The following is a 26888-nucleotide window of genomic DNA, read 5'->3' as shown; positions in this document are numbered from 1 at the left end:
CTGTATAATATTTAAGCATTCACCTATTTGTAAATTAAACTATAAATAACCTATATTTATAAGCTGGTTGTTTAGGCAATCATCAACCAATATTTAAAAAAAAATTATATCAAAACACATGAGTCAATCACAAAAAACTAATTGGGGTCAATTTATCCCACTGGTTACAGTATTCTTCTTTTGGGGATTCGTAGCGGCAAGTAATGAAATTTTAATTCCAGTTTTTAAAAAATCATTTGATTTATCCCAAGCCGAAAGTCAATTAGTCGCAGTAGCTTATTATATAGCTTATACGGTTGGAGCTTTAATTTATATGGGCGTTTCATTATTAGCTAAACAAGATTTAATCAATAAATTTGGGTATAAGAATTCATTATCTTTTGGACTTCTTTTATCAGCTATTGGAACGCTTTTTTTTATTCCAGCAGCCAATACAGGATCATTTCCTTTAATGTTAACAGGTTTGTTTACTGTAGGTCTAGGTTTTTCGTTGCAACAAACTGTTGCTAATCCGCTTGCAATTGCTTTAGGAGATGCAAGTACTGGATCTCAACGTTTAACATTAGCTGGAGGTATTAATAACTTAGGAACTACAATTGGACCTTTAATTGTTGCTTATGCAATTTTTGGTGCAGGAGGAGAAGGAGAAACAACTTTGAGTATAGAAGCAGTTAAAATTCCATATTTGTGTTTGGGTGTTGCTTTTTTAGCTGTTGCTATTTTCTTGAAATTTTCGTCTTTACCAAATCATCCAGAACAAGAAGAGGATAGTGCGATTGCAACTTCAAAAAATGATAAATCATCAGCCTTAAAATATCCTCAATTATTATTAGGAATGCTTGCGATCTTCTTATATGTAGGTGTAGAAGTTTCTACTGTAAGTAATTTACCAGCATATATGCACAATGAATTAGGGTTCGATATACAAGGAGTAACACCATATGTTTCGTTATATTGGGCAAGTATGATGATTGGTCGTTGGGGTGGTGCAGCAGAAGCATTTGGTTTAGATAAGACAAAAACATTGGCTCTTAAATTTATAGCACCTTATTTAGCTTTTGGGATTTTCTTATTAGTTAATTACATTGCAGGGCATGATTTGAAACCATTTTATCTATATAGTGTAATTATTTTAATAATGATTTTAGCTTCTTTATGGACAAATGGAAACCCTGCTAAAATGTTATTAACTTTCTCAATTATTGGAATTGTAGCATTATTAATCGGAATGAATACAACTGGTTTAGTCTCTATTTATTCTATTACAAGTGTTGGTTTGTTCTGTAGTACATTATGGCCTTGTATTTTTGCATTAGCAATTAATGGTTTAGGAAAAAACACTTCGCAAGGAAGTAACTTCTTAATTATGATGATTATGGGAGGAGGATTAGTAAGTATATTCCAAGGGTATATTGCAGATTTATCAACTGTTCATTCTAGTTATATTGTTTGTATTTTATGTTTTGTGTATCTTGTATTTTATGCAATTGCAACGCCTAAAATTCTTAAAAAACAAGGAATAAATCTTGGTGAAGTTAAATCTGAAGGAGGACATTAGGAAGATTTAATATTTAGTAATTTAATAAAAGGCTGTTTTATAATTTATTATAAAACAGCCTTTTCAGTTATTGAATTAATATAATAGGTGAAGGGACAAGAGAAACAACAAATTACAACATTTTGACAAGGTTCTAGAAAATATTCTAATTAGAATAATTCAAATACCACTACCCAGACAGCATCGCTATAAATCTATTTACTGGTCTAGGGATTAGTGCTAATGGAGAAAATTATATTACTGCTCAAAAAATAAATTAGTGAGTTAATAAAAAACTCAACCATTTGGTTGAGTTTTTTATTTCTTACGATATGCCAATATTTTATCAATACGATTACCGTCTTTGTCTACAATTTCTAGTGTCAAATCTTCTACTTCTACCTTATCACCAACATTTGGAATGGTTTCGTATTTATCTAAGAAAATTCCAGCAACGGTAACATATCTATTTTCGATGTCTTCGTCGATATCAATCTCAAAAAACTTCTCGAATTCATAGATCGAAAATTGCCCATCGATCAACCATGTACCATCTTCACGTTCTACGATTTCGTAATCTTCGTCTTGGTTCTCTGGTGTATCACCAACCAATTCGTTCAAAATATCGTTTATTGTTACAATTCCAGCCGTCGTACCATATTCGTCTAAAATAATGGCAAAATGTGCTTGTGAATTCTGTAACATTTCCAACAAAGGATAACTAAACGAATTTTCATTGACAAAAATAGGTTTGTGTATAAATTTTTTCAGGCTAAAATCTTCCTTACTTACACCAAACATATCTTTTAGTTTCAAGATACCAACGATTTCGTCCAGATTATTGTTCTTCGTAACAGGGTAGGCTGAATATTTATTTTTCTTAACTTTTGCACGTGCTTTCTCATAATCATCTGAAATATCTAATGAAGCAATTTCCGAACGATGCGTTGCTAACGTGTTCACACGACGATCTCCAAGCTCGAAAACACGTTCTAAGATTTCGTGTTCTTTTTCCTGAATTTCACCACCTTCTGTACTTTCTTTGATGATATTTTTAATTTCTTCTTCCGAAACAACTTCGCTGCTATCGTCTTTAATACCAAACAATTTTAAGAAAAAATTATTGGTAACTGTTAACAACCAAACGAATGGAGAAGTGATGATAGATAACCATTTCATCGGTTTCGAAACAATAGTAGAAACCATTTCAGGAAATTTCATTCCCAAACGTTTTGGTAATAATTCGCCAAATACAATCGAAAAATAAGTGATGATTACTACCATAATAATTGGAGAAAGTGTTTTGGCGTAAGGTGCAATGAAAGAAATAGATGTTAAAAATTCTGTTAAATTTGCAGTTAGTTTATCACCCGAGAAAACCCCTAATAAGATACCAATAAGGGTAATTCCGATTTGTACGGTTGATAAAAATTTGTTCGGATTCTCAGCAAGTTCTAAAGCCGTTTTAGCACCAGAACTTCCTTTCTTCATTTGATTTTCTAATTTGAATTTTCTTGACGAAACAAGTGCCATTTCTGACATGGAAAAAATTCCGTTCAATAAAATCAATACGATTATTATAACAATCTCCACTTTTATTCTTTAATTTTGATAAAAATAAACCAAAATCTAATACTTACCATAATGTCTCAATTTAATATTATGAAATTTTCTTATTTAATTTTACTTGCTTTTATGCTAAATGCTGGTTGTGCTTTCGGTAACAGCGATCAAACTCCAGAAGAAACAGATACTATTTTACCTACTTTTACAACGGCTGAATTGATTGGTAAAGGCAACCCTACGATGGTTGGAAATGGGTATAAATTGTTGCCAGAAGTTGCAAAACAATTTGAATTAATGAAAGCTGATGCACAAAAAGCAGGTTTTAAAATACAAGTGATTTCGAGCTATAGAAATTATACGTATCAAAACGGAATTTGGGAGCGCAAGTATAAAGCAAATCAAGCGAAGAAAATTGCAGCGAAAGAAAACATCGAAAAGATTATTGAATATTCTACCATTCCAGGAACTTCTCGTCACCATTGGGGAACTGATTTGGATATTATAGACGGAACGCGCGGAATACCAGCAGATCCGTTGAATGAGAAACATTTTAACGAAGGAGGATCAATGCATAAATTTAAACTTTGGTTAGATGAAAATGCATCTAAATATGGTTTTTATTTGGTGTACACGGATAATTCAGCGAGAAAAGGATTCAAATATGAACCGTGGCATTTTACGTATAAAGCGATTTCTGAACCGATGTTACAAGCTTATAAAAAGCTTGATATTAAAAAGGTTTTACAAGAAAATAAATTGTTAGGAAGCGAAAATTTTACAGATGATTTTATCGAAAAATATCGAAAAGAAAATATTTTGGATATAAATCCTGTTATTAAATAGTTAAAGCTCCTTTTTGGAGCTTTTTTTGTGGTATCTTTAAATAAAATTTAAGAGATTATACTTTCTGATGAGATTAACATTTTTCATATCGTTATTTTTGAGCATGAGTTTACTAACTTTTGCCAAACAATCGATTGTGAAAGATTTGGATGGCGATGGAAAGTTTGACAAGGTTTCAATTAATTTTGAAACGAATAAAATAGAGTTTTTACTTTCTGATACTGAATATAAAAAGCAGAGTAGTTTAGCTTTTAATGAATTGGATCGTAATACGAAGATTGAGGAAACAAAGAAAGGTTTCAAGATTATCAATAAAATAGGAGATGTTTTGTTTACATCTTATTTTCGATACAATCGTCAGACAAAAAAGATTGAATTATCTGCCATAAAACGTTCAATAGTTTCGGATGATTATTCGAAAGAAAATGGCGAATCAACTTTTATTACAGCTACAAAAGAGTTTATTGCGAAATGGAATAGTTTGGATAAATCATCAAATAAAGTGATTGCTTTACCAACGCTAAAAACTAAAATTGATTTGGATGTTATTTCTTTGAATGATTTTAATGATGCATTTCTGAATAAATTTAATCAACAAAGTTTGACTTTTTATAAAGCTGAAATCTCCAAGCAAAAATAATTATTGCTCCAAATCTATTGTTCTGAATGTTAGATTAATTCGTGGCGAATTTACTTTTTTAGTAGGAGGTAAGCGATGCAGCCAATAATCTTGTGTTTCATTTTTCATAACTAATAAACTACCACTTGCAAGATTTAAAGCAATTACTTCTTTAGTTTCTTTATGTTTAAAACCAAATTTACGTTCAGCGCCGAAACTTAGCGAGGCAATTGCGCCATGACGTTTCAATTGTTTTTCACCATCACTATGCCAAGCCATCCCTTCGGAACCATCGTGATATAAATTTACCAAACAAGAATTATAAGTTTCGCCAGTTTTTTCCTCAGCTAATTTTTTTAATTCAAGTAAAGTATCAGTCCAAGGCAAAGCTGTTTTCATGATTTTGGAATAGGTATAAGCAAATGGAAAATCTCCATACCAAGCAATTTTTCGTTTAGTTTCTATCAATTTTCCAAATATTATTGCTTGATCGTTTTTCCATTCAATTTCATTTAATAATATAGAATAATAATGATGCGCTTTTTCATCGGTCATAATTTGTCCAAAATAATTTACAGTTCCATCTTTTGGAAGTAGATTTTGTTGTCCGTCAAATAAATCGTTAAAAAGATCCATTTATAGTTTTATATGATCAAAAATAAGGAATTTAGATTTAATTCAGTTAATGTAATGTGCAGATAAATAAAGTTTTACTAACGTTTGTTATTTAAAATTTAATATTGAATAAGTCAAAAAAAAATTGGATTATATAATTTTTTATTTATTTTTATTTAACCAAAATTTAACACAATATGAATAAATTGATTTTTAAGAACACAATTAAGTTCTTCCTTGTAAGTAGTATTTTACTTCTTGTTTCTGTCTTTTTAAAAATGTTAAATGTAGATCATGCGGATTTTATCTTGAACATCAGTTTCTCGGTTACAATTATTTCGCTTATCGCTGTAATGATGAGTTATAAGACTATAAGGGGGAAAAACAATTTTTCTATGGATTAATTTTTACGTATTAATTTAATTAATAATTTTGGTTGTTTATTTGTGAAAAGATAAACAACCAACTATTGTTATTTTAATAAACTGCCTCAGCGATTCTTTTTGTATTTATAGAATTACTCATTGTATAAAAATGTAATCCAGGAACACCAAAATCGATCAACTCTTTACATTGTTGAATACACCATTCAATTCCGATTTCCTTGATTCGTTCCTTATCTTTCGACTTCAAAACTTCCATTGCCAAAGCTTCTGGTAAGTCCAAATAGAAATTTTGTGGAATCGACGTTAGTTGATTGAAAGTTGTCAAAGGTTTTATACCCGGAATAATCGGAATATTAATATCCATTTCGCGACATTTTTTAACGAAATCAAAATATTTCTGATTATCAAAAAACATTTGCGTCACGATATAATCAGCTCCCAATTCCACTTTCTTTTTCAAATAATACAAATCCATTGCAAGATTTGGTGATTCGAAATGCTTCTCAGGATAACCCGCTACACCAATACAAAAATCCATTGCATGCGATTCTTGTAGTTCGTCGTCTAGATAATTTCCTGTATTTAAAGCCGTAATTTGCTCAATCAATTCCGATGCATGCGCATGTCCTCCAACTTCTGGCACAAAAGATTTTTCCGATTTAATAGGATCTCCACGCAAAACCAAAAGATTATCAATTCCCAAGAAATTCAAATCGATTAACGCATCTTCTGTATCCTCTTTTGTAAATCCACCACAAATCAAATGCGGAATTGCATCTATCTTATAATGATTCTGTATCGCAGCACAAATCGCAACTGTACCAGGACGTTTTCGTACCTGATAGCGCTTCAACAACCCGTTTTCTTTCTGTTTGTAAATATACTCTTGACGATGATAAGTTACATCGATAAAAGCTGGATTTAATTCAACTAATGGATCTAAAGTTTTGAACGTTGCATTGACATCTTGTCCTTTCAAAGGTGGTAAAATTTCCACAGAAAACAACGGTTTTCCGTTTGCGCGTTCTATATGTTCGGTAACTTTCATTCTTTATTTTATCGTTTAGCGAAGTTCGAATCTCGAATTTCGATTATATAATTTCTTTTATAATGGCGTTCCCTTCGGGCGGGCTTTTCGTTGCAATCTTTTTTGTTGATTAAGCGAAGTCGAAATCAACAAAAAAGGATTTTCACTGCAATCCCTAACGCATTTTTTTGTTTTGTTCTACGTTCGTTATCATTCTAAATTTATTTCAGCATCTCATCCAAACTTGTGTGATTCTGAAAACGAGTTCAGAATGACTTTGTGTTTCTGTCATTCCGAGCTTGTCGAGGAATCTAAGATTCTTTATTTCGCAAAGCTTCATTAAGAAACACAAATTTATTTTTTCATAACGCATAACGCTTTTACGCCAAATTAGGACTCAACCAACGCTCAGCTTTATCAAGTTCTATATTTTTACGTTTAGCAAAATCTTCAACCTGATCCATTTTTATTTTTCCAACTCCAAAATATTTTGCTTCTGGATTTCCAAAATAATAACCTGAAACAGACGAAACGGGATACATCGCCAACGAACTTGTTAACTCAATTCCTGCATTTTTCTCCACATCCAAAATTTTGAAAATCGTTTCTTTTTCTAAATGGTCAGGACAAGCAGGATAACCTGGAGCAGGACGAATGCCTTTATATTTTTCTGAAATTAATTCGTCATTTGATAAAGTTTCATCTTTTCCATAACCCCAAATTTCTGTACGAACATATTTGTGCAAACATTCTGCATAAGCTTCTGCCAAACGATCAGCAATTGCTTTTACCATAATCGAATTGTAATCATCTAAATTCGTTTCGTAAGCTTTGGCAACCTCTTCAATTTCTTGTCCTGCAGTCACCGCAAATGCACCTATATAATCTTGAATTTCTGAATCTTTTGGCGCAATAAAATCAGCAATCGAAATATTTGGTTGCTCTTTCGATTTTTTTGCTTGTTGACGAAGTGTGTAGAATTCTTCGATTTTGTTATCATTTTCATCAAACAATTCAATCGTGTCATCGTTTACCGTATTCGCTTTGAAAAGCCCAAAAACAGCTTTTGGTTTTGCTAAATTTTCAGTTTCGATTTTATTTAACATCGACAATGCATCAACATATAATTCTTTCGCATTTGTTCCGACAATTTCATCATCTAAAATCGCTGGAAACTTTCCGTGTAAATCCCACGTTTTGAAAAATGGAGTCCAATCTATAAAATCTCTTAATTCAGAAACTGTTGTTCGATGCGTGAAAACACCTAATTTATTTGGTTTAAAAGGTTTATTTTCTTCAAAATCAACTTTTAATTTATTTTTTCGAGCATCTTCAATTGATAGATATTCCTTTGATACAGCACGATTTAAGAAACCTTCTCTAATTTTTGTATAATCAGTAGTTGTTTCTGTAAGTAATTCTGCTTGTTGATTTCCAATCAATTTTTGACAAATTGTAACCGAACGAGAAGCATCTAAAACATGAATTGCTTTATCATATTCTGGTGCAATTTTAACGGCTGTATGCGCTTTAGAAGTCGTTGCACCACCAATCATTAACGGAATATCAAGATTAAGACGTTTCATTTCTTTGGCAACATGTACCATTTCATCTAACGAAGGGGTAATCAACCCAGAAAGACCAATTACATCGACATTATTTTTTTGCGCTTCATCTAAAATAGTCTCAGAAGAAACCATTACGCCTAAATCTATTATTTCGAAACCATTACAACTCAAAACAACAGAAACAATATTTTTCCCAATATCGTGAACATCGCCTTTAACAGTCGCCATTAAGATTTTAGAAGGTTCTTTGTCTGTTTTATTTCTAAGTTTTTCTTCCTCTAAAAAAGGCGTTAGATAAGCAACCGACTTTTTCATTACACGCGCTGATTTCACAACCTGAGGTAAGAACATTTTTCCGCTTCCAAAAAGATCTCCAACGACGTTCATTCCATCCATCAAAGGACCTTCGATAACGCGTAAAGGTGAACCAATTTTTTCTAAAGCTTCGGCAGTATCTTCATCAATAAATTCTGTTATTCCTTTTACTAAAGAAATTTCAATACGTTTTTCTAATGGTAACTCACGCCAAGCGTCATCTTTCTTTTTCTCTTTTGTAACACCTTTTAGATGTTCGGCAAAATCAATCAAACGCTCTGTTGCATCGTCACGTCGATCCAATAAAACATCTTCAACGTGCTCTAATAAATCTTTTGGAATATCATCGTAAATCTCAATCATTTCTGGATTGACGATTCCCATATCCATTCCGTGTTTGATGGCGTGATATAAAAACGCCGTGTGCATCGCTTCACGAACCGCATTGTTTCCACGGAAGGAAAACGAAACATTCGAAACTCCACCCGAAACTAACGCATGTGGAAGATTTTCTTTGATCCATTTTGTTGCATCAAAAAAATCGATGGCATTACGGCGATGTTCTTCCATTCCTGTTGCAACTGGGAAAATATTCACATCAAAAATGATATCTCTTGGATTGAAATTTACTTGATTTACCAAAATATCATACGAACGTTTTACGATTTCGATTCGACGTTCATAATTATCCGCTTGACCTTTCTCATCAAACGCCATAACCACTGTTGCAGCACCGTAACGTTTAATTTTCTTCGCATGTTCGATAAATAATTCTTCTCCCTCTTTTAAAGAAATTGAGTTGACAATCGCTTTACCTTGAACATTTTTTAGACCAGCTTCAATAATTTCCCATTTCGAAGAATCAATCATAATTGGAACTTTCGAAATATCAGGTTCAGAAGCAATCAAACGCAAATATTTTACCATAGAAGCTACACCATCAAGCATACCTTCATCCATATTGATATCGATAATTTGCGCGCCACCATCCACTTGGTCACGTGCAACCTGAAGTGCTTCTTCAAATTTTTCTTCTTTGATTAATCGCAAGAATTTTTTAGAACCAGTTACATTTGTACGTTCGCCAACGTTTACAAAGTTTGAATTTTCTCGTACAATTAAAGGTTCTAATCCAGAAAGTTGAATTTTTACGCCTGACATTGTTCACTAATTTTTCGAGGTTCGTATTCTTTTGCTAAATCTGCCATCAATTTGATATGATCTGGTGTAGTTCCACAACATCCACCCAAAATATTAACCAATTTTTTATCTAAGAAAGGTTTGATAAAATCTCGCATCATTTCAGGAGTTTCATCGTATCCACCGAAAGCGTTTGGTAAACCAGCATTTGGGTATGCGCTGACATAAAATGGTGCTTTTTCGGCTAATACTTCTAAATATGGAATCAAATCTGTTGCACCTAAAGCACAATTTAACCCAACTGAAATTAAATCAATATGTTCTAATGAAATCAAGAAAGCTTCTGTTGTTTGTCCAGAAAGTGTACGTCCAGATTTATCTGTTATTGTACCAGAAGCCATTAGAGGAACGTTGATTCCTGTTTTTTCTATCGCATCTTGAATTCCATAAAATGCTGCTTTTGCATTTAAAGTATCAAAAATAGTTTCGACAAGTAAAATATCTGCACCAGCTTCTAACATTGTTTTTGCTTGACGATAATATACATTTGCCAATAAATCAAAATCCACATCGCGATAACTAGGGTCATTTACTTGTGGCGAAATAGAGGCTGTCTTGTTGGTTGGACCTAAAGATCCAACTACAAAACGAGGTTTATCTGGGGTAGAAAACTCTTCACAAGCTTCTTTTGCTAAGCGAACGGCTTCGTAATTTAATTCATCAACCAAATCAACCATATCATAATCAACCATAGAAATAATATTGGCATTGAACGTATTTGTTTCGATTAAATCTGCACCAGCAGCCAAATATTCTCGGTGAATATTTTTGATAATTTGCGGTTGCGTTAAAACCAATAAATCGTTATTTCCTTTTAAAGACGTATGAAAATCCTTGAATCGTTCTCCACGATAATCTTCTTCTTGTAAATTATGCTTTTGGATCATTGTTCCCATCGCACCATCTAAAATTACAATACGCTCTTTTAGTATATCGTTTAATTTCATTCTAAATATTTTAAAAGCCTTATGGGAAGAAGTGTGAGGTGAGTGTCCTTATCTTTCTCTATTTGAGTAGGATTTANNCACCCAACTATACTTTGGGTTGCTAAGATTTCAACGGGCCTATTCCCTCCATCTTTCTTTATAAAGCTATGTGCAAAATTATTTAAAGTATTGAGAATAAAAAAATCAAGATTGAAAAAAACGAGTTTAGAATTTGGTTCATAGAAATAATTTTTGTTTGAAATAGTTCAAAATCTCTAATAGGTCATTTTTGAAATTTATTTTAGAAAAATATTCTTTAAAATGATATTTTTAAAGAAATAATATTTTAATCAATTGTTAAAACTAATTGTTTTTAGAATATTTTTAATAAAAACCTATTTTTATTAAAAAATATTAAGATTTGTTTTTTCTTTTAATTGTGTTTTTTAGAAAATTATTTTTACATATTTATATTTATAGAATAAAATTCATAATTAGTGTATTCTTATCACTAATTACGGAAAATATTAAATAATGTAAGTAAAATTAATTTGGATATATAGAATTCTTTCGCCTAAATTTGTCCTCAGAAATAGTTCATTAAAATTTACATTTTATCAAGAAAAGTGGAGGGAAATGGCCCAAAGAAACTTTAGCAACCTGATTAACGAATCAAGGTGCTAAATCCATCCTTATAGGAAAGATGAATAAAAACTACTGTAAACCAATCATTCAATAATATTCTTTATTCAAAATGGTTCAATTGTTTTTATGCGGTTGAACCATTTTTTTTTCTTCACTTTTCTCTGATAAAAAATTATTAAAACAAAAGAATACATGAAAAAAATAAATATCGGATTGTTCGGATTTGGAGTTGTAGGAGAAGGAATTTACAAGGTATTGGAAGAAAAACCACAATTGAATGCTGCAATTAAAAAAATTGTGATTAAAGATAATTCTAAACCTAGAAATGCTCCGTCTGAATTATTTTCGACTAATGCGGATGATATTTTAAATGATGATGAAATAAATGTTGTTGTTGAGTTAATTTCGGATGCTGATGCGGCGCATGATATCATTATAAAAGCGTTTAATAAAGGAAAACATGTGGTAAGTGCAAATAAAAAATTGATTGCCGATCATCACAAAGAATTATTGGATTTGCAAGCAAAAAATAATGTTTCTTTTCTTTATGAAGCATCTGTTTGTGGATCAGTTCCGATTATTAGAAATTTAGAAGAATATTTTGATAACGATTTATTGAATTATGTTTCAGGAATTGTAAATGGCACAACAAATTACATTTTGACGAAAATGGCAAATGAAAATGAGTCGTATCAAGATGCCTTAAAAGCAGCGCAAGAAAGTGGTTTTGCAGAAGCTGATCCAACGGCTGATGTGGAGGGTTTTGATGCGTCGAGTAAATTAGCAATTATTACCTTGCATGCTTTTGGTAAAAAGATTGATGTTGAGCAAGTTATTCGAAAAGGAATTACCTCATTGAAAGTGGAAGATTTTAAATACGCGAAAGAAAAAAATTATACAATAAAGTTGATTGCGAATTCTAAAATTAATCATCAAACAGGTGAAATTACATCAACAGTTTTACCAACTTTTGTTGAATTAAATAAAACAATTGCGCTTGTAAACAACGAATATAATGGTGTTTTGATTGGAAGTTCGCTTTCGGATGAACAATTTTTATACGGAAAAGGAGCAGGACGTTTCCCAACTTCTTCGGCTGTTTTGAGTGATATTTCTGCGTTAAAATATGATTATCAATATTCGATTCGAAAATATGAAAACAAAGAAGAAGGAGTTTTTAATCAAACAGGAAAAAAGAGAATTTATATCGGTTTTGAGAATCAAGCAGATGATGTTTCAAACATTTTTGATGAAATAGAAGAGCGTTATCAAAGTAAAAATTACAATCACATTGTTGGTGTGATTGATATAGAAAAGCTCAAACAAAAAGAGATTATTGAAAATCCAAAACTTTCGATAATTGCGTTTGAGTAAATTTTTGTGATTAAAAAGCCTCAATTAACATTGAGGCTTTTTTTTGTAAATCTAAAAATTAAGGTTTTTGTAAATACTTTTTCAATAAAAGTTTTAGTGGTTTATTTTTAATTAATCCAGCATAAGTCATTTCAATTTTAAAATCTTTTGAGATTAAAACCCAATATGGATAACTAATTTGTTCGTTTTTATCAATAAATTCTTCCAAAAATGGATGAGTTTTTTTATTCGATTTAGGTTCATATTTTTTGTTTAAAAAAATAATAGATTCATTTGTTTCTGCATCAAATTCAATAAAATAAATGTCATTATTTAGAATTTGAAGTAATTCATCATCTTTTTCTAATTGTTTCTTTTGAATCATACAGTAACTACACCAATTGGTTGAAAAATAAAGCAGAATTGGTTTAGGATTTTCATTAGAAATTGAATTAAATTTTTCTAATGAAATCTGTGCTTGGAGATTCCATGATGATAAAATGAATATGAAGTACCAGATTTTCATTAACGTAAATTGTATCGAACACCTATAAAACCTCTTGTTCCCTGCATAGGTGTATAGCTGTAATCATTTGGTTCAAAAATAACATCGTTTCTTCCTTTAGGAGGAGTAACGCCATTTCCAGGTTCTCCGAATGGGTCCCACCAACGAGCAATAACATCGCCTTTTGGTAAAACATTAAAAATATTTTTGATTCCACCATAGATTTCAATATTATTCTTAAATGATTTACTTAATTGAATATTTGCAATAACAGTTGGTTTTGAATATTCTGGTCGATAATCATTTTCTACTTGAGGTAATTTCATTTTGTCATTATAATTGGCGGTTAAATCAACAGTAAAACCTTTTTTGAATGTATAACTTGCTAAGAAATTTCCAGACCATTTTGGTGCATGATATTGAACTTCTTTTTCTCCATCTTCTTTTTTGTATACATCCATATAGGTTGCGCCAAGCATTATTTTTAGAGGAAAGTCAAATGTTGCATCTATGTTTAAAGAAACTCCTTGAGATATTGCGTGTCCATCTAAATTGTCATAGATAATCTTTGTTTCGTCAGTATCTGTATCAGCAATAATTTTGTTTGTGAAATAAGAATAGAATGTTGTAAAATCAAAGTTTAAAGCGGTGAAAGAAGTTGGTAGTTTGAATACATAATTAATATTTCCATTATATGATTTTTCAGGTTTTAATTCATTTTCAAAAACTACTTGTCTAGCTCCAGTTAATGCACGATGATCTTCTGTGAAGACATTCACAACACGAAATCCCGTACCAAAACTTGCTCTTAAAGTATGATGAGATGAAGGTGAAAATTTGTATGCAATTCTTGGAGAATGTATTCCTTTATGTGTTTTATCATAATCAAATCGATAACCAAGTAATAATTTGTTTTCAGAATTTAATGTCCATTCGTCTTGTACAAAAATACCAGGAATCTGTGTATTCATTGGGTTATTCTTGATTAGATTATTATCCTCATCATATTCTCCAGTACCTCTTGTGTTATCATCATAATAAGTATATTTAAATGAAGATCCTAAAAGTAAGCTATGTTGTCCAATTATCTTATCCCAATAAGCTTGAGCAAAAATAACTTGTTGTTTTCCTTGATAAGATTCTGGACCATAAAATGAATTCTGTTGATGAAAATTATAAGAAAATTGAGTCATTATTTTTTCTTTTATAGGTAATTGATACATTCCTATCGCTTCAAAACGATTTGTCATAATACTTTCGGCATAAACTTCGTCACTTCCTCTGTGTAGTTTTCTTTTCCAATTCATTTGACCTCCCCATCTATCTTCGTATAAATAACGTAAAGCAACTGATGCTGTTCTATTTTTTTGACGTTCAAAATCAAATTTATTGAATAACGTGATGCGATCTTGTAACGTTACATCCGTAAAACCGTCGTTATTTTTATCTTTCTTATTACCATATTTAAAGTAATTAAAACCAAATAAACTATTTACCTTTTCTCCTAAATTGTATTTGTATCCACCATCAAGATTGGTTTCCAACCAAGAAGTTGTAAAAGCATCCAAAGATAATTTTGGAGCAGATTTAGGAGATTTCGTAATTACATTAATTATACCACCCATGGCTTCTGTTCCATAAAGGGAAGATGCTGGTCCTTTTACAACTTCTATTCGTTCTACCAAAGAGTTCGGAATTCCGCTCAAACCATAAACAGTAGATAAAGAAGAAACAATTGGCATTCCGTCAATTAAAATCATGGTATATGGACCTTCCATTCCGTTAATATGAATATCACCTGTGTTACAAACATTACAGTTTAGTTGTGGTTGAACACCATTTATTAATTGTACAGCGTCAAATAATGAAGGTGTTGGATTTTTTTGAAAAAACTTTGGTGTATAGATTTCAATTGGAACTGGACTATCAGATTTTCTTACAGCTTTCATTGTTCCTGTAATTACAATCTCATCTAAATTTTCTGAAGAATCTTCCATATAAATAGAATCTTTTTGTTCCTGAGCATTTGATAGAATGGAGGTTAAGGTGATGAATAAATAAAATGTTGTTTTCATGTTAAGTAAAATTTATAATCAAATTAAAAAGTTAGACAAATCTAACAAAAATATTATTAAAAATGAATTTTTAAATTTTACTTAATTTTCAACTATATTTGTTTCCATGAATTCATTGGTCGAAGAAAATTACCTAAAAGCATTATTTCATCTTTCTGAAAATGGGAAAGGAGAAGTGAATGTGAAGGATTTGAGTAAGCATTTGGAAATAAAAATGCCTACTGTAAACAGTATGATGAAAAAATTAGCTGAAAAAGAATTGGTGATTTATGAATCGTATAAACCACTTCGGTTATCTGATAAAGGAATTCTGAAAGCTTCTTTGATTGTAAGAAAACACCGATTAACAGAGATGTTTTTGGTAGATAAAATGGGATTTGGTTGGGAACAAGTTCATGAAATTGCTGAGCAAATAGAACATATTCAAAGTCCAATTTTTTTCGATAAAATGGACGAATTATTGAATTTTCCTAAATTAGATCCGCATGGTTCTCCAATTCCAGATAAAAATGGAAAAATAGAAATTATCAATTACAAAAAATTGGCCGAATTTAAAGAAGGTGATAAAGTAGAAATATGCGCTGTTATTGGTTCTTCTGATGAATTTTTGAAGTATTTGAATTCAAAAAATATTCATTTGAATGATGAAATTGAAATCATTTCTGTTGAAGATTTTGATGGAACAATGAAGGTTAAGTTCCTAAAATCAAATGAAATTGAAATATTTAGTAATCATGTGACTTCAAGATTATTAGGTAGATAATGGTTTTTAATTTATAAAAAGAAAAAAGCAAGTTATTTAACTTAAAAAAGCAAGTTATTTAACTTGCTTTACAATTATTCCGCTTTTCCTTTTATTCTGAAAATTTTTCGAGAAGAAACTGGATCGTTAGATGTGATTGTTACAGATTTATTGAAATCTCCAGTCACAGAACCACTTGAATATTTAACGGTAATATCCGCAGATTTTCCTGGTTCGATAGGTGTTGTAGGATATTCAGGAACTGTACATCCACAAGAACCAACAACGCTTTTAAGAATTAAAGGTTTATCACCTGAGTTGGTTACTTTCATCTTAGCTGTTACTTCGGTATTCAACTTTATATTTCCAAATTGAATTTCTTCTTTTTCTAAACTAAGTGTTTGAGCAAATAAACTTGTAACGCCTAAAGCAAAAGCACCTAAAAACATTAATTTTTTCATGACGATAATTAATTTGTAACCAAAGTTAAAATAAATAATACAAAAAGTCTACCTTTTTTTGTATTTTAGTACTAAAATAATTAATATATATTAATATGAAAAGAATAATTGTTACAATAATGCTTCTAGTTTACAATTTTACTAATGCACAAATGTCTTCTACAGCTACTGTTAATGAATATAATCTACAAACTATTGTTGCAGAAGTAAAACAACAGAAATATACAGAAGGAGTTACTAATAAAGATGAATATTTTAATGTTAATTTTCTTCCTGCAAGTATAGATGGTTTCAAAGAAAAGGAGAATTTTAGATATAATGCATTACTAGACGATTTAGAGTTTTTAAGAGATGGATATTTATATAAAATGAATAAATTATCAAACCAGACTATTAGATTCGATGATGGTAAAATTCTTAAGTATGTAAGTTATATTGATGGGGGTACATTAACATCAAGATATTTACAAGTATTATCACCTTTAGATCGAAAAATTGTACTTTATAGAAAATTATCTAATGATGGAGTAGATGGTCTTGGTGCTGGTGGTTTAAATGCTTCTAATAAGAGAAATTATTTTAAACAAGAGAAATTATTGATTGGTTATAGTGATAAAATGTATAATGTTCCAAATTCAACTAAAAAATTTAAAGATTTTACAGATAAAGACGTAAATCAAATTGTAAGTACAAATAAACTTAGCATAAAAAAAGAACAAGATTTAATTAAACTTATTGATTTATTGAATAAATAAACAAATTATATAATATCTTAGAAATGTTGGGCAGATTGTGTAAATTTGCCCAAATTTATTTTAAGTCATATATAAATAATGGAAATCGCATCTAAATATACGCCAACGGAAGTTGAAGGAAAATGGTATGAATACTGGATGGAGAAGAAGTATTTTAAATCTACTCCAGATGAAAGAAAAGCTTACACAATCGTCATTCCACCACCAAATGTAACAGGTGTCTTGCACATGGGACATATGTTAAATAATACGATTCAGGACGTTTTAATTCGTCGTGCGCGTATGCGTGGATTTAACGCTTGTTGGGTACCAGGTACAGACCATGCTTCAATTGCTACTGAAGCGAAAGTTGTTGCGAAGTTAAAAGAGGAAGGTGTTTCTAAATTTGATATCGGTCGTGAAGAATTTTTAAATCACGCTTGGGATTGGACGCATAAACATGGTGGAATTATTTTAGACCAATTAAAAAAGTTAGGAGCTTCTTGCGATTGGGATCGTACGAAATTTACGATGGATCCAGATTTATCTGAATCTGTTCAACGTGTTTTTGTTGATTTATATAACAAAGGATTAATTTACCGTGGATACCGTATGGTAAATTGGGATCCGGAAGCAAAGACAAATATTTCTGACGAAGAAGTTATTCATGTTGATAAAAATGGAAAATTATATCATTTAAAATATCAAGTTGACGGAACTGATCAATATATTGTTGTGGCGACAACTCGTCCTGAAACAATTTTTGGTGACTCTGCAGTTTGTATCAATCCAAATGACGAGCGATATGAATGGTTGAAAGGAAAACAAGTTATTGTTCCAATCGTTGGTCGTAAAGTAAATATTATCGAAGACGAATATGTTGACATCGAATTTGGTACAGGATGTCTTAAAGTTACGCCTGCACACGATGTGAACGATTACGAATTAGGTAAAAAACATAATTTAGATTTTATTGATATTTTTACGGATGATGCGAAATTAAATGATTTAGGATTAAATTATGCTGGATTAGATCGTTTCAAAGCGCGTAAAGAAATCGAGAAAGAATTAGAAGAAAAAGGTTTACTTGAAAAAGTAGAAAATTATAATAATAAAGTTGGTACATCTGAAAGAACAGGAGCGGTGATTGAGCCTAAAATTTCAAATCAATGGTTCTTGAAAATGACAGATTTAGCTAAACCAGCTTTAGAAAATGTAATGAATGATACGATTAAATTTCATCCTGCGAAATTTAAAAATACATATCGTAATTGGATGGAAAATGTAACAGATTGGAACATTTCTCGTCAATTATGGTGGGGACACCAAATTCCTGCATTTTTCTATGGTGATGGAAACGAAGATTTCGTTGTTGCTCTAACAAAAGAAGAAGCTTTACCATTAGCACAGGAAAAAACAGGAAATGTTACATTAACAATCGAAGATTTACGTCAAGACGAAGATGCGTTAGATACTTGGTTTTCTTCTTGGTTATGGCCAATTTCTGTTTTCAACGGAATCAATGAGCCAGAAAATGAAGAAATCAATTATTATTATCCAACACAAGATTTAGTAACTGGTCCAGATATTATTTTCTTTTGGGTTGCGCGTATGATTGTGGCTGGATATGAGTATCGTAACGAATTACCTTTCGAAAATGTATATTTCACAGGAATTGTTCGTGATAAACAAGGGCGTAAAATGTCAAAATCGTTAGGGAATTCACCAGATCCAATCGAATTGATGAACGAATATGGTGCAGATGCTACGCGTATGGGAATGTTGCTAACAGCGCCTGCTGGGAACGATTTACCTTTCGATGTTGATTTGTGTCTACAAGGACGTAATTTTGCGAATAAAATTTGGAATGCTTTCCGTCTAATAAAAGGTTGGGAAGTGAAAGAAGATTTAGAACAAACTTCTGCTCAAACAAAAGCGGTTGAATGGTTCGAAAATAAATTCCAACAAGCATTAGCAGATATCGAACATAATTACGATCAATATCGTTTATCTGATTCATTGATGGCAATTTATAAATTGATTTGGGATGATTTCTGTTCTTGGTACTTAGAAGCAATTAAACCTACTTTTGGTGAGCCAATTGATGCAAAAACTTATGCAGCAACAATTTCTTATTTAGAAAATGTATTGAAAGTTTTACATCCATTTATGCCTTTCTTAACAGAAGAAATTTGGCATTTAATTGCTGAAAGAACAGAAAACGAAGCCTTAATTATTTCTAAATATCCTGAAGTAACATCTTTCAATGAAGAGATTATCAAGAATTTTGAAAATACAAAAGAAGCAACAACTGCTATTCGTGGATTACGTTCAGAAAAAGGAATGTCACCAAAAGAAGCATTAGAAGTTTTTGCTGATGCTCAAGCTGCGAATGAAATTTATGTAGATGTGTTCTCTAAATTAGGAAATGTTTCTAATTTCAATACAGGTGATAAACCAGAAAAAGGTTTTGCTTTCCGTGTTGGTACGTTAGAATTTATGGTTCCGATGTCTGATAATATCGATATTGAAGCTGAGCGTGAGAAATTACAAAAAGAGTTGGATTACAACCAAGGTTTCTTAAACTCGGTTCGTAAAAAATTATCAAACGAAAAATTTGTTGCTGGTGCGCCAGAACAAGTGATTAATGCAGAACGTAAAAAAGAGGCTGATGCATTATCTAAAATTGCTCAAATTGAAGAGCAGTTACAAGCTTTGTAATTTTAATTTAATTTTTAAAATATATGAAAAACCACTCCAAATTTTGGAGTGGTTTTTTTATTGATTTTTTTCGATTAACTTTAATAAAGCCTCAAAAAAGTATAAATGTCAAGCGAATTAAATTACAAAAAGAAAAAGTTGTATTCTGATTTTTTAAACCAAGAAAGAAATATTTTTGTTTGGATACCAGAGCGTTTTATAAATGAAAGTTTGCCTGTTTTGTATTTATTAGATGGCGGAATTAATGAAAAATTTAAGCAAATATCAAAACTAATTGATGAGTTAATTATATCAAATCATATTCAACCATTGATGATTGTAGGAATTGAAAATATTAATCGAAATTTAGATTTTACAAGAAATACATACATTGCAAAAGATAAAAAATGGGTTCCAGAATATGGAAATGCAGAATATTTTGAGAAATTTATTGTATTAGAATTACTTCCTTATATTTCGAAAAATTACTATACAAATAATTCGAAAACTATTGTTGGTGAGTCTTTAGGCGGATTATTGGTAATGGATATATTGTTTTATTTTTCGCATTATTTTGATTCTTATATCGCAATTGATCCTTCGCTTTGGTGGAATAACCACGAATTGTTTGACTCTTATTGTAAAAAATTTGATTTTAATCTATTAGAAAATAAAAAGATTTGGATTTCAAGTTCTAAAACTATTTCAATTTCAAAGTTTACAGATCAATTTGTAGAAAAATTACGCGAAAAAGATAACTTGAAATCAAATTGGAATTATTTACATGATCCTTCGCAAAATCATTTCACAATTTTCAATTCTTCAATAAAATCAGCGTTAATATGGATGTTTAAGTAATATTTTTTTAAATGATTCATATTACTTCAATAGGTTTCTCCAACAAGTTTGTCTAAATTTGCAAACCTTTTTAAAAAGAATTAATGCAGTATTTAGAACTACTTTTAATCGGAGTTTTCACAGCTTTTATTGGATCATCCATTCCTGGATTGTTGAATATGACGGTGGTAAAAATTGGGAAACAAGAAGGTACTAAAAGTGCATATAGTTTTATGTCTGGAACAGCGATTACGATTGCAATTCAGGTTTATTTGGCAATTTTTCTGGCAAAATTTATTGATTTTAATGAAGAAGTTACTAAAATTTTTAGGGAAGTTGGATTAGCTGTTTTTGTAATTATTACGATTTATTTTCTCTTTTTTGCAAAGAAACAAGATCAAAAAAATAAGAATAAAAAGCTAAAACAACAAGGTAATGTAAAACAGAAAAATAAATTCATCTATGGGTTATTGTTATCTGCCATAAATGTTTTTCCAATACCTTTTTATGTATTTTTAAGCGCAACGTTGATTTCGTATAATGTTAATGTTTTTGGACAACCAAATAGCTCAGTTTTTGCTTTAGGAGTCGTTATTGGTTCGATGATTATTTTTGGTCTGTATCTGAAATTTTTTAATTCAAAATCAGAAGAAGATTCGTTTATTTTAAAGAATATCAACTATGTAATAGGAGGAGTGACGAGTGTGATTTCTTTGTTAACGATTTATCAACTTTTTCAATAAAAATTTAATTCAAATTTTGCTTTGGATGCGAGTATTTAAGCAAATATTCCATCACTTCATCGCATTCTTTTCCTTCTAAAATATAACTCAAAATATCTTCGATTAATTCATCAATAATTTGAGGATTAAATTCAAATTTTTTAGCTAAATCAATACAAATTGCTTTTTCATTTTGATGAATATTCAAATCAACAACCATTAACAAAACAGCGTCGTACAACAAAGAAAGTCGATCAGTAAAGGTTTTTGGCAACGTAAAATCAAACTTCGTGTTCTCGTTCAAAATATAACTTATATCTTTGGCAGAAAGCTCATGAAATTTGGCAATATCAGAGATAATTTGAATCTCTTTTTCATTCAAATTACCATCACTTTTACCAATAATAAATAAATTTTTGATGTGATTTAATTTGTCAATCAAAGTAAGATTATTTTTCATTTGTTGCTTTTTGGGATTAAAAATACTTAAAATAGTGTTAAATTAACGTTCAAAATTTTTCATGTGCCAGATTTTAAAACGAAAATAGATGAGATTTATGATAAGCAATGTAAGAATAAAGCAAATATTCGTCATCTTACTGTTTATTAGCGAAAAATATATTTAGAAAGAGTTTTTCACATATGAAACCGATTTTAAAAGTCAATTGGTTTTTATCACCTTCAAAATTTCTCAATTATCCCTATAATTCTACAACTCAAAAGGTAATTGATTTTTTGATGAAATATTTTTAAATCTCGGTTCAACGATTTAATTTTATATTTGTTTTATACAACAATCAACGTTATTTTTGTAGTTAAATCTTATAGAATTGTTATCAAAAAAGACAAAATACGGACTAAAAGCAATGGCTCATTTGGCCAGACAAGAAAGTAACAAACCAGTTTTAATCGGACAAATTTCTGAAACAGAAGTTATTCCGAAAAAATTCTTGGAGGCTATTTTATTGGATTTAAAAAAGTTAGGCTTTGTCAATTCGAAACAAGGAAAAGGTGGTGGATATTATTTGGCACGTGATGCGAAAGATATTAGTTTAGCATCTTTGATTCGTGTTTTAGAAGGACCAATCGCGCTTTTACCTTGTGTAAGTAAAAATTACTACGAAAAATGTGATGATTGCCCTAACGAAGGCATTTGTACATTGAATAAGGTGATGGTTGAATTGAGAGATTCGACTTTAGAAATTCTTGAAAATAAATCTTTAGAAAGTTTAAAATAAATCTTTAGCCTGAGTTTTTCAGGCTTTTTTATTGTAAAATTTTATAAGAATGAAGAAAAAAAGTATAACTCTTTTTCGAGAATTCTTCCTAATTTCGAACATTTGTATTTCATGAAAAATAGATCTATACAACAAGAGTTTAAAGAACTTTTAGAACAACGTTCTTTTTCTACGCATCGTTATTTATTGGCGATTAGTGGAGGGATTGATAGTATGGTTTTGTTAGATTTATTCCGTCAAACAGCTGCAAATTTTCAGGTGGCACATTGTAATTTTCAGTTGCGTGAAGAAGACGCAAATGGCGATGAATTGTTTGTGAGAGAATATTGTGGAAAATATAATATACCGTTTCATTCGACTCGTTTTGATGTTGCGGCTTATCAGAAAGTAGGAAATTATTCGGTAGAAATGGCTTGCCGAAATTTGCGTTATGAGTGGTTTGAGCAAGTTCAACAACAAAATTGTTTGGATGTTTTGGTGACAGCTCATCATTTGGATGATAATATTGAAACTTTTTTGATTAATCTTTCTCGTGGAACAGGTTTGAAAGGTTTGGTTGGAATGCAAATTGATAATGGAAAAATCTTTCGTCCACTTTTAAATTTTACAAAAAATGATTTGTTGGAATATGCAAAATCAAATGAAATAAATTGGCGAGAAGATTATACGAATGCGACGGATGATTATACTAGAAATAAGATTCGTCATCACATTACACCAATTCTAAAAGAGCTTCATCCGCAATTTGATGAGAATTTTTTGTCAAGTTTAAATCATATCAATGATAATTATCAAATTGTACAAAATAAAGTTGGAGAAGTTAGAAGTGATTTATTCTCAGGAGATAATCCGATTGAAATTGAAATTTCAGCATTAAAAAAACTTCAACCATTAGAAACATTTTTACATTATTTGTTCGAAAAATATGGATTTTCGTCGAGCAAAGAAATTTTAAAATTTTTGGATGCAGAAACGGGAAGTGAAATAAAATCAGCAACTTATCGATTAATTAAAAATCGAGAAAATTTGTTGTTGCAAAAAATAGAAGAAGAAAATGAAGATGAATTAACGATTTTTGATGAGTTAATTGAAATCAATTCGTTAAATTTGAAGTTCGTGAAATCGATAAATCCACACGAAAACGCTACTGAAATAGTAGACTTTACATCAATTTTGTTTCCGCTTAAACTTAGAAAAGTGAAAGAGGGAGATTTCTTTTATCCAATTGGAATGAAAGGTCAAAAAAAATTGTTGAGTAAGTTTATGAAAGATTTGAAACTTTCTAAGTTAGAAAAAGAGAAGGTTTGGTTGCTTTGTGACCAAAAAGATCAAATTATTTGGGTGGTAAATCATCGTTTGGATGAACGTTTCAAAACGACAGAAACAAGTAAAAACTTTTTAAACATTACAGTATGTTAAAGAAACTTTGGATACTTTTTTTGTTTCCAATTTTAGTCAACGCACAGTTATTTAGTCCTGCAAAATGGTCGAGTTCGGTGAAGGAGGTTGGACAGAATGAGTTTGAAATCGAGGTAACAGGAAAAATTGATAGAGGTTGGCACCTTTATTCAATGAAACATCCTGATGGAGGAATTGGAATTCCAGCAAGTGCATCATTTAAACCAGCTGCAAATGCAAAATTGATTGGAGGTACGCGCGAAGTTGGAAAACGTATAGATAAATACAGCCAAATTTTTGAACAAGATGAAAAATATTACGAAAATCAAGTAAAATTTGTTCAAAAAGTGAAAGTTTCGGGTGATAAACCTGTAAATGTATCGTACACAATAGAATTTCAAATGTGTGATGCCGAACGTTGTTTGCCACCAGATGAAACAAGCGGAACGATAAAATTAACGCCTTCCGCAAAAGTTGAAGAGACGAAAGAAGAGGCAAAGCCAGCAGATGCTACAGAAGCAAAAGATACTGTTGCAGTAAATGAAATTACGCAGGATTCTGTTCAAGAAGATTCTACAGCTGTTGTTGTAGCAACACAAGATACAATCAAAAAAGTTGATGATTCTTTATTAGCAGATAACGAAAAGAAAGATAATGGTTTATTGAAAATCTTTTCTTTAGGATTTTTAGGAGGATTAGCAGCGCTATTAATGCCTTGTATTTTCCCAATGATTCCTTTGACAGTAAGTATGTTTACAAAACAAAGTAAATCGAAAGGAGAAGGAGTTGGAAAAGCCTTTATTTATGGATTATCAATCATTGTTATTTATGTTGCATTAGGTTTATTGGCGACAGTTATTTTTGGACCATCAGTCCTAAATGAAATGTCAACAAATCCGTGGGTGAATTTAGCATTCTTTGCAATTTTCATTGTATTTGCTATTTCATTTTTTGGAGCTTTCGAATTGACATTACCAAGTAAATGGGTAAATGCAGCTGATAAAGGTGCTGATAAAGGCGGATTAATTGGAATCTTCTTTATGGCATTCACATTAGCATTAGTGTCTTTCTCTTGTACAGGACCAATTATTGGTTCGTTATTAGTTCAAGCGACGCAAGGAGGAAACTATTATTCATTAATCGTAGGAATGTTTGGCTTCTCTTTAGCATTAGCGATTCCATTTACATTGTTTGCGATGTTCCCTGGTTGGTTAAATTCAATGCCAAAATCTGGTGGATGGTTAAATACAATCAAAGTTTCTTTAGGATTTATTGAATTAGCTTTTGCCTTGAAGTTCTTATCAAACGCAGATTTAGTTTGGCAAATGAATTGGTTACCAAGAGAAATTTTCTTAGCATTTTGGATTGCAATTTTTATCTTCTTAGGATTATATCTTTTAGGTAAATTTAGATTAGAATTAGACTCACCTGTGCAAACAATTGGTGTTCCGAGAATGTTATTTGCATTGGTTTCGATATCATTTGCGATTTACATGATTCCAGGTTTATGGGGTGGACCATTAAAACTATTAAGTGGTTTAACACCTCCAATGACCTATTCTGAAGCGCCACGAGGTTTCCACGAAGGTGTAGGAGGTGGACAAGCAACAGCTAAATTTGATGATCCAAATATGGTTGCTGGACCTCATGGAATTCCTGCATTCAAAGATTTTGATCAAGCAGCAGCTTACGCAACGAAAGTTGGAAAACCAATGTTGTTAGATTTCACAGGGCATGCGTGTGCAAATTGCCGTAAAGTTGAAGAACGTGTTTGGAGCGATGAGCGTGTGAAGAAAATTTTGGCTGAAGATGTTGTTTTAGTTTCGTTATATGTTGACGAAGCAAAAGAATTACCAGAAGATCAAAAAGTATTTTCGAAAGCGTTAGATCGTAATTTGAAAACAGTTGGTAACAAATGGACTTCTTTCGAGATTGAACATTTCAATGCAAATGCTCAACCTTATTATATTTTGGTTGATAAAGATTTGAATCGTTTTTCTAAACCTTTAGAAGCTGAACTTGATGTAGAAGTTTACCTAAAATGGTTACAAGATGGAATCGCGAAGTATAAAGCGAAATAATTATCTTTTATATAGTAGTAAAAACTCCCGCATTTGCGGGAGTTTTTTGTTTATGAATTATACGTGTTAAACTATTCTTTAATAATCTTTTTCGTGTAATTTGAAGTTTCATTTTTCAATGTAACAATATAGATACCTTTTGGTAATGATTTGAATTTTGAATTGATAGTTTTATTCAATTCATCTATATTTCCAATCGAATTTGTGATGACTTTTCCATTGATGTCAATTACACTTAAATTGTATTGTCCTTTTGAATTGTTAAGTGTAATCTTAATGTTTGAGTCATTTTTGATTGGATTTGGAACAATATTAAAATCCGTAGATTTGATACTTTCGTTAGTAGATAAATTAGTTGGATAAACTAGTATTTTAGCGCCATCGAAACCAACAGCATATACTTTTTTAGCATTGACTGGGAAATCTACAAATGTATTTTTAAACGTAACATCTCCTGTACCTAAAACAGAAACAGAAATTAATTCGTCTTCTTCATTGTAAGTTTCGTAAGCAACAGCATTTGCCCATTTTGCAGTTTCAACAGTTAAAAACGTTCCGTTCGTATTTGTTACAATACTAGCACCTTCACCTGTTTTCCCAGAAAGTTTTAATTTGTCTTTGTAAATATTTACATTAAATGAGTTTAAGTAATGCATTACTGGAGAAACTGGTTTTGGATAATTTTTGGATTTGATATACGATTTTGCTTCATCAATCATTTCTTGCGTGACAATGATAGTAACTTTTCCGTAGTCATCAATTTCTTTAGTAACAGTGTAATCTTCCCCTTGTTAA

22 protein-coding genes and 2 riboswitches are annotated in these 26888 nt (G+C 30.9%); of the genes, 12 read left to right on the top strand and 10 right to left on the bottom strand.

All coding sequences use genetic code 11. The annotated features are described in order from the left end of the window. Positions 1 to 118: 118 nt before the first annotated feature. Positions 119 to 1558, top strand: coding sequence for an MFS transporter (locus B4L98_RS04150; protein WP_125350321.1), 1440 nt, complete (start codon positions 119 to 121; stop codon positions 1556 to 1558). Positions 1559 to 1855: 297 nt separating this feature from the next. On the opposite strand, the gene B4L98_RS04145 is transcribed toward B4L98_RS04150, so the two are convergent. Continuing rightward, positions 1856 to 3130 (bottom strand): hemolysin family protein, encoded by a 1275-nt coding sequence (locus tag B4L98_RS04145; RefSeq protein ID WP_291077618.1) that lies wholly within the window; start codon positions 3128 to 3130, stop codon positions 1856 to 1858. 69 nt (positions 3131 to 3199) lie between these two features. Between B4L98_RS04145 and B4L98_RS04140 the strand changes: the two genes are divergently transcribed. Beyond that, positions 3200 to 3946, top strand: coding sequence for a M15 family metallopeptidase (locus B4L98_RS04140; RefSeq protein WP_280037621.1), 747 nt, complete (start codon positions 3200 to 3202; stop codon positions 3944 to 3946). A gap of 103 nt (positions 3947 to 4049) precedes the next feature. Next, positions 4050 to 4586 (top strand): hypothetical protein, encoded by a 537-nt coding sequence (locus tag B4L98_RS04135; RefSeq protein ID WP_219035070.1) that lies wholly within the window; start codon positions 4050 to 4052, stop codon positions 4584 to 4586. Here the strand turns inward: B4L98_RS04135 and B4L98_RS04130 are convergent, their stop codons facing one another. The 4 genes from B4L98_RS04130 to B4L98_RS04115 form a co-directional block, all read right to left on the bottom strand. After that, the gene (locus B4L98_RS04130) at positions 4587 to 5201 is read right to left on the bottom strand and encodes an alpha-ketoglutarate-dependent dioxygenase AlkB family protein (protein WP_219035071.1); all 615 of its coding nucleotides are present in this window, start codon (positions 5199 to 5201) and stop codon (positions 4587 to 4589) included. Positions 5202 to 5657: 456 nt separating this feature from the next. Continuing rightward, positions 5658 to 6614, bottom strand: a complete 957-nt coding sequence (gene metF, locus B4L98_RS04125; protein WP_115000637.1) for a methylenetetrahydrofolate reductase [NAD(P)H] — start codon at positions 6612 to 6614, stop codon at positions 5658 to 5660. A 359-nt stretch (positions 6615 to 6973) separates the two neighbouring features. After that, a complete protein-coding gene (gene metH, locus B4L98_RS04120) occupies positions 6974 to 9637 on the bottom strand; it encodes a methionine synthase (protein WP_291077617.1) in 2664 nt (887 codons plus the stop codon). Further along, complete coding sequence (locus B4L98_RS04115; RefSeq protein ID WP_115000635.1) at positions 9625 to 10623, bottom strand: homocysteine S-methyltransferase family protein; 999 nt, start codon at positions 10621 to 10623, stop codon at positions 9625 to 9627. Before B4L98_RS04115 ends, metH begins: the two co-directional genes overlap by 13 nt. Positions 10624 to 10668: 45 nt before the next feature. Then, positions 10669 to 10768, bottom strand: a riboswitch (SAM riboswitch). 445 nt (positions 10769 to 11213) lie between these two features. After that, positions 11214 to 11312, top strand: a riboswitch (SAM riboswitch). Between the two features lie 127 nt (positions 11313 to 11439). Between B4L98_RS04115 and B4L98_RS04110 the strand changes: the two genes are divergently transcribed. After that, positions 11440 to 12621: a homoserine dehydrogenase gene (locus B4L98_RS04110; protein ID WP_038331702.1), complete on the top strand. Its 1182-nt coding sequence runs from the start codon at positions 11440 to 11442 to the stop codon at positions 12619 to 12621. A gap of 58 nt (positions 12622 to 12679) precedes the next feature. On the opposite strand, the gene B4L98_RS04105 is transcribed toward B4L98_RS04110, so the two are convergent. Both B4L98_RS04105 and B4L98_RS04100 read right to left on the bottom strand, forming a co-directional pair. Beyond that, a complete protein-coding gene (locus B4L98_RS04105) occupies positions 12680 to 13126 on the bottom strand; it encodes a thioredoxin fold domain-containing protein (protein ID WP_291077615.1) in 447 nt (148 codons plus the stop codon). Beyond that, positions 13126 to 15180, bottom strand: coding sequence for a TonB-dependent receptor plug domain-containing protein (locus tag B4L98_RS04100; protein WP_219035242.1), 2055 nt, complete (start codon positions 15178 to 15180; stop codon positions 13126 to 13128). The genes B4L98_RS04105 and B4L98_RS04100 overlap by 1 nt, the downstream gene beginning before the upstream one ends. Before the next feature lie 106 nt (positions 15181 to 15286). Here B4L98_RS04100 and B4L98_RS04095 point away from each other — a divergent pair, with 106 nt between their 5' ends. Then, positions 15287 to 15943 (top strand): metal-dependent transcriptional regulator, encoded by a 657-nt coding sequence (locus B4L98_RS04095; protein WP_286496173.1) that lies wholly within the window; start codon positions 15287 to 15289, stop codon positions 15941 to 15943. Positions 15944 to 16017: 74 nt separating this feature from the next. Here B4L98_RS04095 and B4L98_RS04090 read toward each other — a convergent pair whose 3' ends face one another. Beyond that, positions 16018 to 16383 carry a DUF1573 domain-containing protein gene (locus B4L98_RS04090; RefSeq protein ID WP_038334454.1) on the bottom strand — a complete coding sequence of 122 codons (366 nt, stop codon included), beginning with the start codon at positions 16381 to 16383 and terminating at the stop codon, positions 16018 to 16020. A gap of 119 nt (positions 16384 to 16502) precedes the next feature. On the opposite strand from B4L98_RS04090, the gene B4L98_RS04085 reads away from it, so the two are divergent. The 4 genes from B4L98_RS04085 (at position 16503) to B4L98_RS04070 (ending at position 21397) form a co-directional block, all read left to right on the top strand. Beyond that, positions 16503 to 17138 (top strand): hypothetical protein, encoded by a 636-nt coding sequence (locus B4L98_RS04085; RefSeq protein ID WP_286496174.1) that lies wholly within the window; start codon positions 16503 to 16505, stop codon positions 17136 to 17138. Positions 17139 to 17216: 78 nt separating this feature from the next. Beyond that, entirely contained in the window at positions 17217 to 19838 is a 2622-nt protein-coding gene (locus B4L98_RS04080) for a valine--tRNA ligase (RefSeq protein WP_286496175.1), read from the top strand. Positions 19839 to 19943: 105 nt separating this feature from the next. After that, positions 19944 to 20675, top strand: coding sequence for an alpha/beta hydrolase (locus tag B4L98_RS04075; RefSeq protein WP_286496176.1), 732 nt, complete (start codon positions 19944 to 19946; stop codon positions 20673 to 20675). Positions 20676 to 20758: 83 nt separating this feature from the next. After that, complete coding sequence (locus B4L98_RS04070; protein WP_286496177.1) at positions 20759 to 21397, top strand: LysE family transporter; 639 nt, start codon at positions 20759 to 20761, stop codon at positions 21395 to 21397. A 4-nt stretch (positions 21398 to 21401) separates the two neighbouring features. Here B4L98_RS04070 and B4L98_RS04065 read toward each other — a convergent pair whose 3' ends face one another. Further along, a complete protein-coding gene (locus B4L98_RS04065) occupies positions 21402 to 21836 on the bottom strand; it encodes a hypothetical protein (protein ID WP_286496178.1) in 435 nt (144 codons plus the stop codon). Between the two features lie 370 nt (positions 21837 to 22206). On the opposite strand from B4L98_RS04065, the gene B4L98_RS04060 reads away from it, so the two are divergent. From B4L98_RS04060 to B4L98_RS04050, 3 genes are all read left to right on the top strand, one after another. Beyond that, the gene (locus B4L98_RS04060; RefSeq protein ID WP_219035236.1) at positions 22207 to 22614 is read left to right on the top strand and encodes an RrF2 family transcriptional regulator; all 408 of its coding nucleotides are present in this window, start codon (positions 22207 to 22209) and stop codon (positions 22612 to 22614) included. A 111-nt stretch (positions 22615 to 22725) separates the two neighbouring features. Further along, on the top strand, positions 22726 to 24033 hold the full coding sequence (gene tilS / locus B4L98_RS04055) for a tRNA lysidine(34) synthetase TilS (protein WP_286496179.1): 1308 nt from the start codon (positions 22726 to 22728) through the stop codon (positions 24031 to 24033). After that, positions 24027 to 26093, top strand: coding sequence for a protein-disulfide reductase DsbD family protein (locus B4L98_RS04050; RefSeq protein ID WP_291049271.1), 2067 nt, complete (start codon positions 24027 to 24029; stop codon positions 26091 to 26093). The genes tilS and B4L98_RS04050 overlap by 7 nt, the downstream gene beginning before the upstream one ends. A gap of 71 nt (positions 26094 to 26164) precedes the next feature. Here B4L98_RS04050 and B4L98_RS04045 read toward each other — a convergent pair whose 3' ends face one another. Next, entirely contained in the window at positions 26165 to 26812 is a 648-nt protein-coding gene (locus B4L98_RS04045) for a T9SS type A sorting domain-containing protein (RefSeq protein WP_219035233.1), read from the bottom strand. Positions 26813 to 26888 lie beyond the last annotated feature (76 nt).

The organism is Empedobacter sp. UBA5528, from assembly GCF_002426075.1.
Classification (GTDB): Bacteria; Bacteroidota; Bacteroidia; order Flavobacteriales; family Weeksellaceae; genus Empedobacter; species Empedobacter falsenii_B.
Note: the sequence above shows the minus strand (reverse complement) of the source record. Positions and strands in the feature narration are given on the sequence as shown.